Below are 16653 nucleotides of genomic sequence, written 5' to 3'. Positions count from 1 at the left end.
CGCGATGGAACCGCGACGGTCAGGCGGTCAGGCGCCGCGCTGCCAGAACCGGGTGCGCCGCGGCCCGTAGATGTCCAGCGAGCCGCACACCAGCCGGCCGGTGAAGATCACGTGGGGGCGGCCCTCCGCCGGGGCGTCCTTGCGATGGTCGGAGGCACTGCCGACGATGACCTCGACATCGTCGATCGAGGCGCTGGCCCCGTCGGGCAGCCGAACCTCGACCCCGCCGAGCTTCATATCCAGTTCGACGACCACGATCGGCCCGGCGAACCGTGCCCGCGTCAGGTCCAGCTCGACCGAGCCCATCCGCCGGACCAGCGCCAGGCGGGTGGGCACGATCCATTCACCGTGCCGTTTGAGCGAGCCGAGCACGCCGCGCAGCTCCACCCGGTCGGCGGCCGACGTGACGATGGCGCCGGGGCCGGGCAGGTCACCGACGAGCGTGTCGAGATCCGACCGCATCCGGGCCTGCGATACGCGTGCCGATCGTTCCTCGAATTCCTCGATGTCGATCAGCCCGAGCGCCACCGCATTGTGCAGCCTGCGCAGTGTTCCGTTGCGGTCCGCGTCGGATATGCGCAGTTCCGCGTGTTCGTGATTGATGGCGATGTCGTTTCTTGTCATGGTTACCTCTGACAAGGCTACTCATGCCAGATAGTCGTCAGGCAAACCGTCGAACATCGCCTTGCTCATCCGCACCGCGTACTCCGAACTGCCTCCACCCACGATCAGGGCGGCAAAGGCCAGGTCGCCGCGGTATCCAGCAAACCACGAGTGCGATCCGCCGGCGAACTCCGCCTCACCGGTCTTCCCGCGGACGTCGCCCGCCGGGGCGATGTCGTCGGCTGTGCCGTTGGTCACCACCAGCCGCATCATCGGGCGCAGGCCGTCGATCATCTTGGGGGTGATCGGGCTGCGGTCGCCGATGACGGTGGTGGGGCGGCCCTCGATGAGTTGTGGCACAGGGGTTTTGCCAGCCGCAACCGTCGCGGCGACCAGCGCCATTCCGAAGGGACTGACCAGCACCTTGCCCTGACCGAAGCCGTCCTCGGTGCGCTCGGCGAGGTTGACCGTCGGGGGTACCGAACCCGACACCGTCGAGATTCCCTCGATCCGGTAGTCCGGTCCGATGCCGTACTGCGCGGCAGCCGTGGTCAGCCCGCGCGGAGGCAATTTGCTGGCCAGTTCGGCGAAGGTGGTGTTGCACGAGCTGGCGAATGCCCGCGACATGGGTACGGTGCCGAGGTCGAAGCCGCCGTAGTTGGGGACGGTCCGTTGCCCGATGTCCATGCGGCCGGGACAGCCCAGCAGGGTGTTGGGCGTGGCCATGTCGCGGTCGATGGCCGCCCCGGCCGTCACGATCTTGAACGTGGACCCGGGCGGATAGAGGCCCATCGTGGCGACGGGGCCCTCGACGTCGGCGGCCTTGTTCTGGGCGACCGCCAGGATCTCGCCGGTCGATGGCTTGATGGCCACGATCATGGCCTGCAGACCCGCGGTGTTCACGGCGTTCTGGGCGGCGTTCTGCACCGCACGGTCCAGGCTGATGGTGACCGACGGCGCGGGGTTGCCCGGCACCTCGTTGAGGACGTCGACGTCGACGCCGTTCTGGTTGACGGTGACCACCCGCCAGCCGGCCTGCCCGTCGAGTTCGTGCATCACCTCCTGTTTGACCTGCCGGATGATGGACGGGGCGAAGGTGTCGTCGGTGGGAAGCAGCTCGGCCTGCGGGGTGATGACCACACCGGCGAGCGCGGCGATCGCCGGTGCCACCCGGTCGTGGTCGGACTGACGCAGCGTGATCAGGCTCAGCGGACCCGTTGCGCCGCTAGCCTGTTCGGCCAGCCGCTGGGCGTCCATGGTGTTGTCGAACGGCCGCAGCGCGTCGGCGACCGCCCGTGCGGTGGACATCAGCTGCGCGCCGGCGGCCTGTGCGTCCAGCTGGTAGTGGTACAGGTTTCCCGGCACCAGCACGTCGGAACCGCTGCGCTCGTTGACCGAGGCCCGCGGCGGCGGGTCGGCGCGTAGTGCGAACGTCTGGTGCTCGCCGAGCCTGGGATGCAGCCCGGTGGCGCTCCAGCGGACCTCCCAGCGCCCCTCGTCGCGCACCATGTTGAGCTGGCCGTCGTAGGCCCAGGTGCGGTCCTTGGGCAGGTGCCAGGTGTAGCGGTAGGTGATGCTGCCGGTGTCCTCGGCGTACTTGGATGCCACGATCTGGGCGTCGAGCCGGGTGGCCTGCAGTCCGGCCCATGCCGCATTGAGGGCGGCGCGGGCGTCGGCGGGCCGGTCGCTGAGTTCGGCCGCGGCGCTGAGGTCGCCGGTGGCCAGCGCGGCGAAGAATCGCTCAGCCGAGGGTTCGGGGCCGTCCGGGCGCGGCGTGCACGCGCTGATCGTGGCGGCGACCACGAGCACCGCGGTGAGCAAGCCCGTGACGCGTGATGCAGATGTGACGAAAGTTGCCATTGCGGCAGATGTTAAGAGCAGCGGCGCGGAAACTATCGAAGGCGCACCGAGACGGAACCGTGATCTGTCGAGTTTCGCCGGCTGCCCGGCCCCCGGGGGCCCGGGGCGCACGCCGCCTGCCCGGGCACTGACGGGGCTCTCGCCACCCGCGCGCCGACGGTAACGGCACGGCGGGATTCTTCGAGTTTTCCCGCCGTGGCGTCACTCTCGGCGCACCGCTCCCCAAGCGCTCCCCAAGCGCTCCTCAAGCGCTGGGCGCTGAACGTCAAGAGGCCGCGGGGGTACGCACCACCAGCGGAACGGCCGGGAAGTAGGCCGCCATCTCCGAACGGCATTTGCGCAGCGCCGCCGTGCCGTACCCGCGCTTGCGGTGTTCGGGACGGATCCACACCCGAACGTTCACCTCGCCGTTGGCCAGCTCGCCGAAGATCATGCCGACCTTGTCGGCACCGTCGACGGCCACCAGCCAGACCGCCTCTTCGGCCGCCACTCGCGCTGCCGCCGCGGCGATCTCGTCGTCCACGCTGCCCGCGGGCGTATCCGAACCGTCACCGGCAGCGCCGACATCCTCGGTGCGGGAGGCGAAGATGTCGCGGTCCGACGCCGCGACGAACGGCCGCAGCACCAGGTTGTCACCGACACTGGCCGGGCGCTCGCGGGTGGTGAAGCTGAGCTGATTGTTCAGGTCATCGAGTTCGGCGGCGATCTTACGGCGGGAATCCTTGGTCAGTCGCTGAAACGACAGGGCCATCACCGCTTCGCCGGCCACCCGCGAGGTTGCGAGCAGCGTGGCGATCGCGTCGACGGCGGCATCGAAATTCTGCGATTCCACAATGGCGTCGAGCACCTCGTGCCGCCGTTCGAGCGCGTTCACCAGCGCGTCGGCGATCTCGCGGCGCGTGACCCTACGGTCGTGATCGGTCGTCATGACGTGAAGCGTAGAGCAACGCCGATCGGCGCAGTGGTCAGTCGAGCAGCACGGTCGCGAACGTCCCCACCTGCGCAAAGCCGATCCGCGCGTAGGTCGCCCGCGCCACCGTGTTGTAGCTGTTGACGTACAGGCTGGCGATCCGCCCGCCGCGCACGATCGCGGCCGCCAGGGTGGCCGTCCCTGCGGTGCCCAGGCCGTGGCCGCGCCACTCCGGGTGCACCCATACCCCCTGGATCTGCCCGACGTGCGGCGACTGCGATCCGACCTCCGCCTTGAACACCACCTCGCCGTGTTCGAACCGTGCCCAGGCCCGGCCGGCGGCGATCAGCCCTGCGACCCGGCGGCGATACCCCCGGCCGCCGTCGCCCAGGCGTGGGTCGATACCCACCTCGCCGATGAACATGTCAACGGCGGCAACCAGATACGCGTCCAGCTCCTCCATCCGGACCTGCCGCACCGTCGGATCGATCGCGCACAGCGGCGCCGAGTCGAGCGCCATCAGGGGCTGGTCCTCACGCACGTCGCGAGCCGGACCCCAGGCGTGCTCGAGCCGGCGCCACATCGGGAGCACGAACTCGGCGCGCCCGACCAGCGAGGAGCATCGCCGGGCGGTGCTCATCGCCTTGTCGGCGAATGCGTACATGTCGTTGAGGTGGCCGCGCACCGGAATCAGGTTGGGCCCGGCGTAGCACAGGGAGTGGTCGACGTGCCGCCGCGTCCACAGCTCACCGCCGATGGAGCTTGGTTCGATGCCGTGGTCGGCGACCCGGGACGCGACCATGCAGGAACCGACGGGGTCCTCGCTCAGCACCCGGCACACCGCGGCCGCGTCGCGCGCCACCGACACCCGGCCCTCGTCGACGAGGCGGAATAGCGGCGGAGCCGACATCGGGGACTCTTTCTGCAGGACCGGGGTGACCTTGATCACAGCGCCACGGTTCAGCTTACGGTGACGATCGGCGAACCGCTCGCATCATCTGAGCCGCGTTCCTCCGCGATTCGCAGCGCCTCTTCGATGAGTGTTTCCACGATCTGCGACTCGGGCACGGTCTTGATCACCTCGCCGCGGACGAAGATCTGTCCCTTGCCGTTTCCGGACGCGACGCCGAGGTCGGCTTCCCTGGCCTCACCGGGGCCGTTGACGACGCAGCCCATGACCGCGACGCGCAACGGCACGTCCATGCCCTCCAGGCCGGCGGTCACCTCGTTGGCCAGCGTGTAGACGTCGACCTGGGCGCGGCCGCAGGACGGGCAGGACACGATCTCCAGCGACCGGGGCCGCAGGTTCAGCGACTCCAGGATCTGGTTGCCGACCTTGACTTCCTCGACCGGAGGAGCGCTCAGCGAGACGCGGATGGTGTCACCGATGCCACGGGAGAGCAGCGCACCGAACGCGACCGCGGACTTGATGGTGCCCTGGAACGCGGGGCCCGCCTCGGTGACGCCGAGGTGCAGCGGGTAGTCGCACTGCGCGGCGAGTTGCTCGTAGGCGGCGACCATGATGACCGGATCGTTGTGCTTGACGCTGATCTTGATGTCGCCGAATCCGTGTTCCTCGAACAGCGACGCCTCCCACAGCGCGGATTCGACGAGCGCCTCCGGGGTGGCCTTGCCGTACTTCTGCATCATCCGTTTGTCCAGGGATCCGGCGTTGACGCCGATGCGGATCGGGATGCCCGCCGCTCCTGCCGCCCTGGCGACCTCGCCGACGCGGCCGTCGAACTCCTTGATGTTGCCCGGGTTCACCCGGACCGCGGCGCACCCGGCGTCGATCGCGGCGAAGATGTATTTCGGCTGGAAGTGGATGTCGGCGATGACCGGGATCTTGGACTTCTTGGCGATCGCGGTCAGCGCGTCGGCGTCCTCCTGGCGCGGACAGGCCACCCGCACGATGTCGCAGCCCGACGCGGTGAGCTCGGCGATCTGCTGCAGGGTGGCGTTGATGTCGTGGGTCTTGGTGGTGCACATCGACTGCACCGAGATCGGGTGGTCGCTGCCGACGCCGACGTCGCCAACCATCAGCTGGCGGGTTTTGCGGCGGGGAGCCAGCGTCGGTGCGGGCGGAGCGGGCATCCCCAGACCGATGGACGTCATGGTTCTCCTACTGGAACAGTCGGATCGGGTTGACCAGGTCGGCGGTGACGGTCAGCAGCATGTAACCGACCACCACGAACAGGATCAGGTAGGTGGCGGGCATGAGTTTGAGGTAGTTCACCGGCGCCGCGGCGACCATGCCGCGTGCCGAACGAATCATATTGCGGATCTTCTCGAATACCGCGATCGCGATGTGGCCGCCGTCGAAGGGCAGCAGTGGCACCAGATTGATGGCGCCGAGCACGAAGTTCAGCTGTGCGAGGAAGAACCAGAACGCCACCCACAGGCCGTGGTCGACGGTGTCGCCGCCGATGATGCTGGCGCCGACGACGCTGATCGGGGTCTCGGGATCACGTTCCCCGCCTCCGATCGCGTGCACCAGCGCCCCGACCTTCGTGGGGATCTTTGCCAGCGACTTGCCTATCTCGACGGCCAGGTCACCGGTGAACGCGACGGTCGCGGGCACTGCCGAGAGCGGGTTGTACTGCGTCGGCCCGAACTGGGCCGCGGCGACGCCGATCGCCCCCACCTCGGCGGGCGCAGGCTGGGCGCCCTCGCCCGCGCTGGTCCAGCGCTGGGTCTGGGTGACGTCGACGACGGTGGTGAACTCGTGCGGCTGGCCGTTCTCGTCGCGCCGCACGGTGAACTCGGTCGGGCCGGTCAGGCCGCGCACCGCGGTGACCAGCTCGTCGAAGTTGGCCACGTCGGTGCCGCCGACCTTGACCACGGTGTCCCCCGCCCGGATCCCCGCCAGCGCCGCGGGTCCGGGGCCGGTGCACTGGGCGAGCTCCCCCTGGGTGACCTCGGCGGCCACACAGGATGTTTCGCCGACGATCGCGGTGGTGGGCGGATGCAGGTTGGGCAGCCCCCAGACGACGGCGATGCCGTACAGCAGCACCAGGCCGATGAGGAAGTTCATCGCGGGGCCCGCGGCAAGTACCGCGACGCGCTTCCACACCTTCTGCTTGTACATCGCGTAGCGCTCTTCGCCAGGTTTGAGCTCCTCGACGGAGGTCATCCCGGCGATGTCGCAGAAGCCGCCCAGCGGGACAGCCTTGATGCCGTATTCGGTCTCGCCCAGCTTGTTGGGCCGAAACGTCGACCACACCGTGGGCCCGAACCCCACGAAGTAGCGGCGGACCTTCATGCCGGTGGCGCGCGCCACCCACATGTGCCCGCATTCGTGCAACGCCACCGACAGCAGGATGGCCAATGCGAACAGCACGATGCCAATCGCGAACATCATCTTGTTACCAGCCCTTTTCCTGCCCCGGTGACCGGGCCCTTCCCGCCGCCCCTCGCCATACCGATTTCGGGGCCCCGCTCGATCGCCCGCCGTGCCCGCTCCCTGGCCCAGCGCTGCGCGTCGAGTACGTCCTCCACGGTAGCTGGTTCGGCGGCCCATGAGTCCGCGGCGTGCAGGACGTCGCCGACCGTCGCCACGATGGCGGGAAAACCGATGCGGCCGGCCAGGAAGGCCGCTGCGGCCTCCTCGTTGGCGGCGTTGTACACCGCGGGCAGGCAGCCGCCGCGCTCGCCGGCGCGCCGGGCCAGCTCCACGGCCGGGAACACCTTGGCGTCCAGCGGTTCGAAATCCCAGCTGGCGGCCGTGGTGAAATCGCAGGCCAGTGCCGCGCCCGCGACCCGCGACGGCCAGCCGAGGGCCAGCGCAATCGGCAGCTTCATATCCGGCGGGCTGGCCTGCGCCAGGGTCGAACCGTCGGTGAACGTCACCATCGAATGCACGATCGACTGCGGGTGGACGACCACGTCGATGCGGTCATACGGGATGCCGAACAGCAGGTGCGTCTCGATGAGCTCGAGGCCCTTGTTGACCAGCGATGCCGAGTTCAGCGTGTTCATCGGACCCATCGACCAGGTCGGGTGGGCGCCTGCCTGCTCGGGGGTGACGGATTCCAGGTCGGCGGCCGACCAGCCGCGGAACGGTCCGCCCGACGCGGTGAGGACCAGCCGGGCGACCTCGTCGGCGGTGCCGCCGCGCAGGCACTGCGCCAGCGCGGAGTGCTCAGAGTCCACGGGCACGATCTGCCCGGGCGCGGCGGCCTTGATGACCAACGGCCCGCCGGCCACCAGCGATTCTTTGTTGGCAAGCGCCAGCCGCGCCCCGGTGGCAAGCGCCGCCAGCGTCGGCTGCAAACCGAGCGCACCGACGAGCGCGTTGAGCACGACATCGGTTTCGGTGTTCTCGACGATGCGGGTGGCGGCGTCGGGGCCGACGTAGGTGACGTCGCCGACCTGGTGCGCTGCGGACTCGTCGGCGACGGCGACGTTGGTGACGCCGGTTTCGGCGCGCTGGCGGGCCAGCAGGTCGGGGTTACCACCGCCCGCGGCCAGCCCGACGACCTCGAAGCGGTCGGGGTTGGCCGCGATGACCTCAAGCGCCTGGGTGCCGATCGAGCCCGTACTGCCGAGGATCAGCACGCGCAGCCGGTCCGGGACATCGCCGTCACCGGACGGATCGTGCCCCCAACGCCGCTGGCCGTCGGAACTGCTCACCGACCCATTGTGCCGCCTCGCGCGGGTGATCGGTGCCGGGCTTGACTATCAGGACGACGCCGTCGCCAGCGAGGCCGGCGGATCCGTGAGCAGGATCACCCCGTCAGGCGGATCCGATCCGCCGCAGCAGGCCGTGCAAGTCCAGCTGACCGCGATGCTCGATGAGCTCGTCACCCTGGAACCGGTCGATGTGGATGAGCGCCACCGACACCTCCGCGCCGGTCGGTGCGATGTCGTTGAACTCGCCGAGGTGGGTTCCGACGAACCGGCCCCGCGTGATGCAGTGCGAGCCGTCGACGAACGCTTCCTCGATGACGTGGCGGCCGTTGGGGAAGCCACGGTAAAACGCCGCCAGGCCCGCGCGCCATTCGTCGAAACCCATCGGCGGCGAACCCGCCACATGTGCCACCATCCGTCGGGAGACCAGTTGATCCACCGTCGCCCAGTCCTGGCGATCCAGCGCCGCATACAGGCATTCGGTCAGTTCACGAACCTCGTCTTCGCGCGAATCGCCCACGCCGACCACACTATCCGCGACTATCCGCGCCAGGTGCGTATCGGCGCTACACGGCGCCAGGTGGAAAATGCTCCACCCAGTGCCGCGCGATGTCCGCCCGCCGCGCGATCCACACCTTGTCATGGGACTGAATGTGGTCGAGGAACCGTTCCAGCGCCGCGACCCGCGCCGGGCGCCCCACCAGCCGGCAGTGCAGGCCGATCGACAGCATCTTCGGCGCACCCGCCTCGCCCTCGGCGTAGAGCACGTCGAACGCGTCGCGCAGGTAGGTGAAGAACTCCTGGCCGGAGGGGAATCCGCTCATCGACACGTACTTCATGTCGTTGGTGTCCAGCGTGTAGGGAACGACCAGGTGATCCCGGCCATCGACGCGGGTCCAGTAGGGCAGATCGTCGGCGTAGGAGTCGGAGTCGTAGAGGAACCCGCCGTGTTCGACGACGAGGAAGCGGGTCTGCGGCGAGTCCCGGCCGGTGTACCAGCCCAGCGGGGCCTCGCCGGTCACCTCCTTCATCAGCTGCACCGCCTCGGCCATGTGCTTGCGCTCGACCTCGGGATCGACCGACTGGTAGCTGATCCAGCGCAGCCCGTGGCAGGCGATCTCGTCGCCCCGAGCCTGGAACGCTGCGACCGCTTCGGGATTGCGGGCCAGTGCCAGCGCCACCCCGAAGATGGTCAACGGCAGTTGACGGCGGTCGAACACCCGAAGCACCCGCCACAGCCCGGCCCGCGAGCCGTACTCGTAGAGCGACTCCATGCTCATGTGCCGGTTCGGAAATGCTTGCGCCCCAACAACTTCGGAGAGGAACGTCTCGGAGGCGCTGTCGCCGTGCAGCACCGAGTTCTCGGCGCCTTCCTCGTAGTTGAGCACGAACTGCACCGCGACGTTGGCCCCGCCGGGCCAGCGCGGGTCCGGCGGATGGGGTCCGTAGCCGATCATGTCCCGCGGGTACTCGTCGGTGGGGCCTGGGCTCATGCAGGCATTCTGGCAGCAGGCGGCGACCTTCGATGTCTGAGACGTGTGAGACGTTTGAGCGGCGCTCGCACCGGGCAGCATGGTGGACGTGCCCACCCTGATGTGGTTCCGCCGGGATCTGCGGCTGAGCGATCTGCCGCCGCTGCTGGACGCCGCGCGCCCCGACGGCAATGTGCTGGCCTGCTATGTGCTGGATCCGCGGCTGGCCGCGACGTCGGGCGCGCGCCGGCTGCGGTACCTCTACGACGCGCTGCGCGACCTCGACGACCGGCTCGACGGCCGTCTGCACGTCAGCCGCGGCCGCCCGGAGGTGCGGATACCCGAGCTGGCCAGGGCGGTCGGGGCGACGTCGGTGCACATCTCGGCCGACTTCTCACCGTTCGGCATGCGCCGCGATGCGGCCGTGCGGTCCGCGCTGGGTGAGGTGGCCCTGGAGTCGTCGGGTTCGCCGTACCTGGTGTCACCGCACCGCGTCGTCAAGAAGGACGGATCGCCCTACAAGGTGTTCACCCCGTACTTCAGGGCGTGGCTCGACCACGGCTGGCGAGCGCCCGCGACCACCGGCCCGCGCACCGCGAGCTGGGTCGATCCGGCAGGTCTGCCCGCTCGCACGGAGATTCCCGACGGGGATGCCGACCTCGAGATGCCCGCGGGCGAGCGCGCGGCACGGCGGCAGTGGAGGTCGTTCGTGACCTCTGGTCCGGACGGACTTGAGGGTTATGCCCGCAACCGCGACCGCCCCGACCTCGACACCACCAGCCGGATGTCGGCCCATCTGAAGTTCGGCACCATCCACCCCCGGTCCATGGCCGTCGACCTCGGCGGCGGCGAAGGTGCCCGCGCGTACCTGCGGGAGTTGGCGTTTCGCGACTTCTACGCGTCGGTGCTGTACGCATGGCCGGACAGCGCCTGGTGGAACTGGAACCGGGCGTTCGACGGGATCGAGGTGGACACCGACGACGCCGCGCGGGATCGGTTCGAGGCCTGGAAGGCCGGTGCGACGGGGTTCCCGATCGTCGACGCGGGGATGCGCCAGCTCGCCCAGACCGGGTTCATGCACAACCGGGTGCGGATGATCGCGGCGTCGTTCCTGGTGAAGGACCTGCATCTGCCATGGCAGTGGGGTGCTCGATGGTTCCTGGATCAGCTTGTCGACGGCGACATGGCCAGCAATCAGCACGGCTGGCAGTGGTGTGCGGGCTGCGGCACCGACGCCGCGCCGTACTTCCGGGTCTTCAACCCGGCCAGTCAGGGGGCGAAGTTCGATCCCGACGGCGCGTATATCCGCCGGTGGGTGCCCGAGCTGGCGGAGGTCGACGATGTGCACCGCATCGGTGAAGACCGGCCGCAGGGATATCCGGAGCCGATCGTCGATCACCAACGCGAACGCGCCACGGCTTTGCGCCGGTACGGCGCCATACCGACGTACGACGCTGCGTCGTATGCCAGAATGTGGGCAGTTGACCGAGCCCTGTCAGAGCCGATGTCGTGAGGAGCAGTCGTGGCGAACACCGAGGTGGAACGACACACCGGCGTCGATGTCGAAGAGGTGCCGTCCGCCGAGTGGGGCTGGTCCAAGGAGAACCACACCCTGCTTCAGATCGGTGGCCTGCTGTCGGCGGCATTCCTGCTGTTCATGCTCCACGGCAACCATGTCGGCCATGTCGAGGACTGGTTCCTGATCGGATTCGCCGTGGTCATCGTGGCCGTCGTGTTCCGCAATTGGTTGGGACGGCGCCGGGGCTGGATCCGCTAGCGCCAGCGGACGCGAGGAGCAGAAGAACCAGGCCCAAGATAAGAACCAGGCCCAAGATATAGGGGCCCAGATGTGGCCTCAGCCTTCGGCGGCCAGCTGACCACACGCGGCGGCGATCTCACGGCCGCGCGTGTCACGAACGGTGCACGACACCCCGCGCTCCCTTACCCGCCGGACGAACTCACGTTCGGCCGCTTTGGGACTCGCGTCCCATTCACTTCCGGGGGTCGGGTTCAGCGGGATCACGTTCACGTGCGCGAGCGGCCCGAGCGCGCCGTGCAGGCGTTTGCCCAGCAGATCGCCGCGCCACGCCTGGTCGTTGACGTCGCGGATCAGCGCGTATTCGATCGACACACGCCTGCCGGTCACCTCCGCGTAGTACTTCGCGGCATCCAGCGCCTCGGCGACCTTCCACCGGTTGTTGACCGGGACGAGCGTGTCGCGCAGCTCGTCGTCGGGTGCGTGCAGCGACAGCGCCAGCGTCACGCCGAGGCGTTCGTCGGCGAGTTTGCGGATCGCGGGCGCCAGCCCCACCGTCGACACCGTCACCGAGCGCGCCGAGATACCGAACCCGCCCGGGGGCGCCTGGATGATCCGGCGGACCGCGGCCAGGACGCGGTTGTAGTTGGCCAGCGGCTCACCCATGCCCATGAACACGATGTTGGACAGCCGGGCGCCGCGCGCTGTCGGCGCGATCGCGTCGGAGTCGCGGTCGCGTAGCTCGACGGCCGCCGACCGCACCTGCTCGAGGATCTCTGCCGTGGACAGATTGCGCTTCAGGCCGCCCTGGCCGGTCGCGCAGAACGGGCAGGCCATGCCGCAGCCCGCCTGCGACGAGATGCACACCGTGTTGCGCTGCGGGTACCGCATCAGCACCGACTCGAACGTCGTGCCGTCCACCGCGCGCCACAGCGTCTTGCGGGTCTCCCCCGAGTCGCATTCGATCTCCCGCAGCGCGTCGACCAGCCGCGGGAACAGCGCACCGGCGACCTCATCGCGCACCGCAGCGGGCAGGTCGGTCATCTGATGTGGGTCGGCGATGAGCCGTCCGAAGTATTGGTTGGCCAGCTGCTTGCCCCGGAAGGCGGGCAGCCCGAGTTCGGCGACCGCCGCGGCACGGCCGGGGTCGTCAAGGTCGGCGAAATGGCGCGGCGGCATGGCACGTCGCGGCGCGTCGAACACCAGGGGCAATGACACAGACATGAGTGCTGCCAGTATCGCATCTCCGGCGCGGCCGATACGGCGGCCAAGTCCACCGAGTGGTTGGTGAACGCGGGCTCACGACACGCCAGCCGACGATTCGTGTGCGATACGTCGACGGTCAGCGGGCGGCGGACAGCCCCGCCGTCCGATATTCGTTGGACGTCGGCCAGCGCGACCGGACACCATGGAGACATGGCAGCATCTCCGGCAGCAGCGCCCATGCCGGCCATGCCCACCGTTGCGGCGTCGATCCTCACGTTCTTCTACGCACTCGGCTTCCCCGTTGGCGCGCTTGCCGTTTCGACGATGTCCCCGATGGCGGTCCTCGGGCTGCGGTTCGGCCTGGCCGGGGCGATCCTGGGCGGCTGGGCCGCGGCCGCCCGGGTGGCGTGGCCGACGCGACGGACGCTCGCGCACGTCGCCGTGAGCGGATTGTTGACGCAGGCACTGCAGTTCACCTGCCTGTATCTGGCGCTGCTGCACGGCGCACCCGCGGTCCTCGGTGCGGTGATCATCGCGATGAACCCGGTGATCACGGCGCTGCTGGCGACCGTGGTGCTGGGTGAGCGGCTGAATTGGGCGCGTGTCGGCGCGCTCACGCTCGGGGTGGCCGCGGTGCTGGCCGCCTGCGCCGGCCGCCTGCTGGCCGTCGGCGGCGTCGACCTGGTGGTGGTCCTGCTGGTGGTCGCCCTGTTCAGCCTGGCGCTCGGCGGCGTCTACCAGCAGCGATTCTGTGCCGGCGTGGACTTTCGCGCAACCGCCGCGCTGCAGAACGCCGTCAGCCTGATTCCCGTCGCTGTCCTCGCCGCCCTGATGCCGTTGACTGTCACCGACCCGTGGAAGGCCGCGGCGGCGGTCGGCGCTGTCGTCCTCGTCAACGCCGTCCTGGCGATGACGTTGTACGTGCGCGCCATCGGCCGATTCGGCGCCTCTGCGGTGACGACGCTGTTCGCGGTGATACCGGCGGTGGCTGGGCTGCTTTCGTGGGTGATGCTCGGCCAGCGTCCCGACGTCGGCATCGTGTTCGGGCTGGTGCTGGGCGCCGCGGCGTGCTGGCTCTACAGCGCCAAGGGCGCAGGCCACAAACGCCAAGGGCTCAGGCCAGGAGCGTCAGGACGATCCAGGTAGCGACGGCCGACGGCAGCACCGAGTCGATACGGTCCATCAGCCCCCCATGTCCGGGTAGCAAGGTGCCCATGTCCTTGATGCCGAGGTCGCGCTTGACCTGCGACTCGACCAGGTCGCCCAGCGTTCCGGTGACGACCAGCATCAGGCCCAGCGGAATGCCGACCCAGGCCGGCTTGTCCAGCAGGAACGTCACGGCAAGCACCGATGCGGCGACACCGAAGACGAGCGACCCGGCCAATCCCTCCCAGGACTTCTTCGGGCTGATCGCCGGCACCATCGGGTGCTTGCCGAACAGCACGCCGGCCGTGTAGCCGCCGATATCGGAGAACACCACCCCCAACATCAGGCAGAAGACGCGTGCCGAACCGTCCTCCGGATAGACCAGCAACACGCCGAAGGCGCCGAACAGCGGGATCCAGGCGGCCAGGAAGACGGTGACCGACACGTCGCGCAGGTAGTTGACCGGAGCGTTCTTCAGGCCTCCGGAGAGCAGGCGCCAGATCAGGCACGCGACAACGGTCCCGCCGAACGCGCCCAGGGCGCCGGCCTCCCGGAACGGCCAGGTCAGCCAGATCATGGCCTGTCCGCCGACGAGTAGCGGCACGATCGGGATGGCGAAGCCGCCGGCACGCAGCCGGCGCACGACTTCGTGGGTGGCCAGCAGCATCGCCGCGGCCACAATGACGACCCACAGGTGACGGGCGAACAGCAGGATGGCGATCACCGAACCGCCGAGCAGGACGCCCACCGCGATGGCAGCGGGCAGGTTGCGTCCCGCGCGGGACGGCTTCTTAGCCGCGACCGGCGGGTCGGCGTCGGTACTAGCCACGGGTCTTGCGTGCCGGTCGGTCACCTAGACCTCCAGCAGCTCGCCCTCTTTGTGTTTCACCAGTTCATCGATCTGGTTGGTGTACTGGTGGGTGGATTTGTCGAGGTCCTTCTCGGCGCGGCTGACGTCGTCCTCGCCGGCCTCGCCGTCCTTCTTGATGCGGCCGAGCTCCTCCATCGCCTTGCGGCGGATGTTGCGCACCGAGACCTTCGCATCCTCGCCCTTGGACTTCGCCTGTTTCACGAGGTCGCGGCGGCGTTCCTCGGTCAGCTGCGGGATCGAGACCCGGATCAGATTTCCGTCGTTGGACGGGTTGAGCCCGAGGTCGGAGTTGCGGATGGCATCCTCGATCGGTTTGAGCTGGGCCTGCTCGTAGGGCTTGATGACGACGAGCCGCGCCTCGGGCACGTTGATGCTCGACAGCTGTGTGATGGGTGTCGACGATCCGTAGTAGTCGACCGCGACGCGGGAGAACATGCCAGGGTTGGCCCGACCGGTGCGGATCGACGACAGGTCGTCGCGCGCCACCGACACCGCCTTCTCCATCTTCTCTTCGGCGTCGAAGAGGGTTTCGTCGATCACTGTCTAACTCCCGTCGCAGTCGCTCTCCCGGGACGATTCTCCCGTACCACGCGTCACGTGGTGACCAGAGTTCCGATCTTCTCACCTGCGACCGCCCGCGCGATATTGCCGTCGGTCAGCAGGTTGAACACCAGGATCGGCATCCCGTTGTCCATGCACAGGCTGAACGCGGTGGCGTCGGCCACCCGCAGGCCGCGGTCGATGACCTGGCGGTGGGTGATCGCGGTCAGCAGCTCCGCGTCGGGGTCCTCCCTGGGATCGGCGGTGAACACCCCGTCGACGGCCTTGGCCATCAACACCACCTCCGCGCCGATTTCCAGCGCGCGTTGCGCGGCGGTGGTGTCCGTGGAGAAGTACGGCAAACCCATGCCCGCCCCGAAGATCACCACGCGGCCCTTCTCGAGGTGCCGCCTGGCCCGCAGCGGGATGTACGGTTCGGCGACCTGCCCCATGGTGATGGCCGTCTGAACCCGGGTGTCGATGCCTTCCTTCTGCAGGAAGTCCTGCAGCGCAAGGCTGTTCATGACCGTGCCGAGCATGCCCATGTAATCGCTGCGGGTGCGCTCCATGCCGCGCTGCTGCAGCTGTGCGCCGCGGAAGAAGTTGCCGCCGCCGATCACGACGGCCACCTGGACCCCGCTGCGGACCACCTCGGCAATCTGCCGCGCGACCAGCGCGACGACGTCGGGGTCGAGGCCCACCTGCCCGCCACCGAACATCTCGCCGCCGAGCTTGAGCAGGACACGTGAATACATCGGCCTGATCAGCGCGTCTTCCGAGGATGCCGGCGACGCGGTGCCGTTGGTTCCCGAAGCTGCCTCACCAGCGACATCTCGCTCCGCCATCGGTCTCCTCGCTTCAAAGCGCCTCCGGGGCGCAGTTCCCAGACCCAACCATCCTCCCAAAGGGCGAGCCGGTTCGCCCGGTTGGCCCTGCGCCCGCTGACGAATTCGCGGTTTCGCGCTCGTCAGGCCAGGTGCGCGGAGAGCAGCCAGGCAGCCATCGACTTGCGGCCGTTGGGTTCGTCGCGGATGTCCAGGCCGGCAAATTCCTCCAGGGCGGTGACCCCCTCGGGCAGGTAGGCGTGGATGCGGGCGGGCCTGATCTCGTCGACCGCCCAGTACCGCGACACGACGTCGTGAAGTTCGTCACGCGACACCGGATGGGCCGGTCCGTTCTCCGGCATTCCCGCGCGGTCGAATACGAGCACGAAGTACGACGCGCCAGGAGCGGCCGCGCGCACGATCGAGCGCTGGTAGCCCTCCCGCGCCTCCACCGGCATGGAATGGAACAGCGTGCTGTCGACGACGGTCCCGAACCGGCCGTCGTATCCGGTGAAGGAGCTGATGTCGGCCACCTCGAAGGAGGTGTTGGTCAGTCCGCGGCGGGCCGCCTCCGCACGCGCCAGCTCGATGGCGGTCGGCGACAGGTCCAGCCCGACGGTGGTGAAGCCGCGTTCGGCCAGGAACAGCGAGACGGCAGCCTCGCCGCAACCGGCGTCGAGCACGTCGCCGTGGAACCGTCCCTCCTCGATCAGCGCGGCGATCTCGGGTTGGGGTTCGCCGATGCTCCACGGTGGCCGGAAGCCCTCGAACTCGGGAGCTTCACCGCGGTACGCCGACTCGAAAAGATCTTGTGGTGTTGTCATCCTTCCGTCGTA

General features: G+C 68.8%; 17 protein-coding genes. 3 read left to right on the top strand and 14 right to left on the bottom strand.

The window, feature by feature from the left end; translation table 11 throughout:
• Positions 1 to 27: 27 nt before the first annotated feature.
• The 9 genes from ADBZ6K_RS13240 to puuE form a co-directional block, all read right to left on the bottom strand.
• Complete coding sequence (locus ADBZ6K_RS13240) at positions 28 to 624, bottom strand: DUF1707 domain-containing protein (protein ID WP_526347320.1); 597 nt, start codon at positions 622 to 624, stop codon at positions 28 to 30.
• 21 nt (positions 625 to 645) lie between these two features.
• Positions 646 to 2463 carry a penicillin-binding transpeptidase domain-containing protein gene (locus ADBZ6K_RS13235; protein WP_526347318.1) on the bottom strand — a complete coding sequence of 606 codons (1818 nt, stop codon included), beginning with the start codon at positions 2461 to 2463 and terminating at the stop codon, positions 646 to 648.
• A 265-nt stretch (positions 2464 to 2728) separates the two neighbouring features.
• Positions 2729 to 3391: a GNAT family N-acetyltransferase gene (locus ADBZ6K_RS13230; protein ID WP_526347316.1), complete on the bottom strand. Its 663-nt coding sequence runs from the start codon at positions 3389 to 3391 to the stop codon at positions 2729 to 2731.
• 37 nt (positions 3392 to 3428) lie between these two features.
• Positions 3429 to 4283, bottom strand: a complete 855-nt coding sequence (locus ADBZ6K_RS13225) for a GNAT family N-acetyltransferase (protein WP_526347554.1) — start codon at positions 4281 to 4283, stop codon at positions 3429 to 3431.
• Between the two features lie 50 nt (positions 4284 to 4333).
• Positions 4334 to 5488 carry a flavodoxin-dependent (E)-4-hydroxy-3-methylbut-2-enyl-diphosphate synthase gene (gene ispG / locus ADBZ6K_RS13220; protein WP_526347314.1) on the bottom strand — a complete coding sequence of 385 codons (1155 nt, stop codon included), beginning with the start codon at positions 5486 to 5488 and terminating at the stop codon, positions 4334 to 4336.
• 7 nt (positions 5489 to 5495) lie between these two features.
• Positions 5496 to 6734: a M50 family metallopeptidase gene (locus ADBZ6K_RS13215; RefSeq protein ID WP_526347312.1), complete on the bottom strand. Its 1239-nt coding sequence runs from the start codon at positions 6732 to 6734 to the stop codon at positions 5496 to 5498.
• Entirely contained in the window at positions 6731 to 8005 is a 1275-nt protein-coding gene (dxr, locus tag ADBZ6K_RS13210) for a 1-deoxy-D-xylulose-5-phosphate reductoisomerase (protein WP_526347310.1), read from the bottom strand. Before dxr ends, ADBZ6K_RS13215 begins: the two co-directional genes overlap by 4 nt.
• A gap of 103 nt (positions 8006 to 8108) precedes the next feature.
• Entirely contained in the window at positions 8109 to 8522 is a 414-nt protein-coding gene (locus tag ADBZ6K_RS13205; RefSeq protein ID WP_526347308.1) for an ester cyclase, read from the bottom strand.
• Positions 8523 to 8568: 46 nt separating this feature from the next.
• Complete coding sequence (gene puuE, locus ADBZ6K_RS13200) at positions 8569 to 9495, bottom strand: allantoinase PuuE (RefSeq protein ID WP_526347306.1); 927 nt, start codon at positions 9493 to 9495, stop codon at positions 8569 to 8571.
• A gap of 88 nt (positions 9496 to 9583) precedes the next feature.
• Between puuE and ADBZ6K_RS13195 the strand changes: the two genes are divergently transcribed.
• Positions 9584 to 10987 carry a cryptochrome/photolyase family protein gene (locus tag ADBZ6K_RS13195; RefSeq protein WP_526347304.1) on the top strand — a complete coding sequence of 468 codons (1404 nt, stop codon included), beginning with the start codon at positions 9584 to 9586 and terminating at the stop codon, positions 10985 to 10987.
• Positions 10988 to 10996: 9 nt separating this feature from the next.
• The gene (locus ADBZ6K_RS13190) at positions 10997 to 11251 is read left to right on the top strand and encodes a DUF2631 domain-containing protein (protein WP_526347302.1); all 255 of its coding nucleotides are present in this window, start codon (positions 10997 to 10999) and stop codon (positions 11249 to 11251) included.
• A gap of 78 nt (positions 11252 to 11329) precedes the next feature.
• On the opposite strand, the gene rlmN is transcribed toward ADBZ6K_RS13190, so the two are convergent.
• Entirely contained in the window at positions 11330 to 12454 is a 1125-nt protein-coding gene (rlmN, locus tag ADBZ6K_RS13185; protein ID WP_526347300.1) for a dual-specificity RNA methyltransferase RlmN, read from the bottom strand.
• Positions 12455 to 12646: 192 nt separating this feature from the next.
• Between rlmN and ADBZ6K_RS13180 the strand changes: the two genes are divergently transcribed.
• Positions 12647 to 13582 (top strand): EamA family transporter, encoded by a 936-nt coding sequence (locus tag ADBZ6K_RS13180; protein WP_526347298.1) that lies wholly within the window; start codon positions 12647 to 12649, stop codon positions 13580 to 13582.
• On the opposite strand, the gene ADBZ6K_RS13175 is transcribed toward ADBZ6K_RS13180, so the two are convergent.
• The 4 genes from ADBZ6K_RS13175 to ADBZ6K_RS13160 all read right to left on the bottom strand — a co-directional run bounded on the left by ADBZ6K_RS13175 (position 13551) and on the right by ADBZ6K_RS13160 (position 16641).
• Entirely contained in the window at positions 13551 to 14435 is an 885-nt protein-coding gene (locus ADBZ6K_RS13175; protein ID WP_526347296.1) for a phosphatidate cytidylyltransferase, read from the bottom strand. The genes ADBZ6K_RS13180 and ADBZ6K_RS13175 overlap by 32 nt on opposite strands.
• On the bottom strand, positions 14436 to 14993 hold the full coding sequence (gene frr, locus ADBZ6K_RS13170) for a ribosome recycling factor (RefSeq protein WP_526347294.1): 558 nt from the start codon (positions 14991 to 14993) through the stop codon (positions 14436 to 14438).
• Positions 14994 to 15046: 53 nt separating this feature from the next.
• Positions 15047 to 15838, bottom strand: coding sequence for a UMP kinase (gene pyrH, locus ADBZ6K_RS13165; protein WP_526347292.1), 792 nt, complete (start codon positions 15836 to 15838; stop codon positions 15047 to 15049).
• 122 nt (positions 15839 to 15960) lie between these two features.
• Positions 15961 to 16641, bottom strand: coding sequence for a class I SAM-dependent methyltransferase (locus tag ADBZ6K_RS13160; RefSeq protein ID WP_526347290.1), 681 nt, complete (start codon positions 16639 to 16641; stop codon positions 15961 to 15963).
• Positions 16642 to 16653 lie beyond the last annotated feature (12 nt).

The sequence above is a fragment of the Mycobacterium sp. genome, assembly GCF_044223235.1.
Lineage (GTDB): Bacteria > Actinomycetota > Actinomycetes > Mycobacteriales > Mycobacteriaceae > Mycobacterium.
The sequence above is the reverse complement of the archived record's forward strand: the minus strand, read 5'-3'. Positions and strand labels throughout refer to the sequence as shown.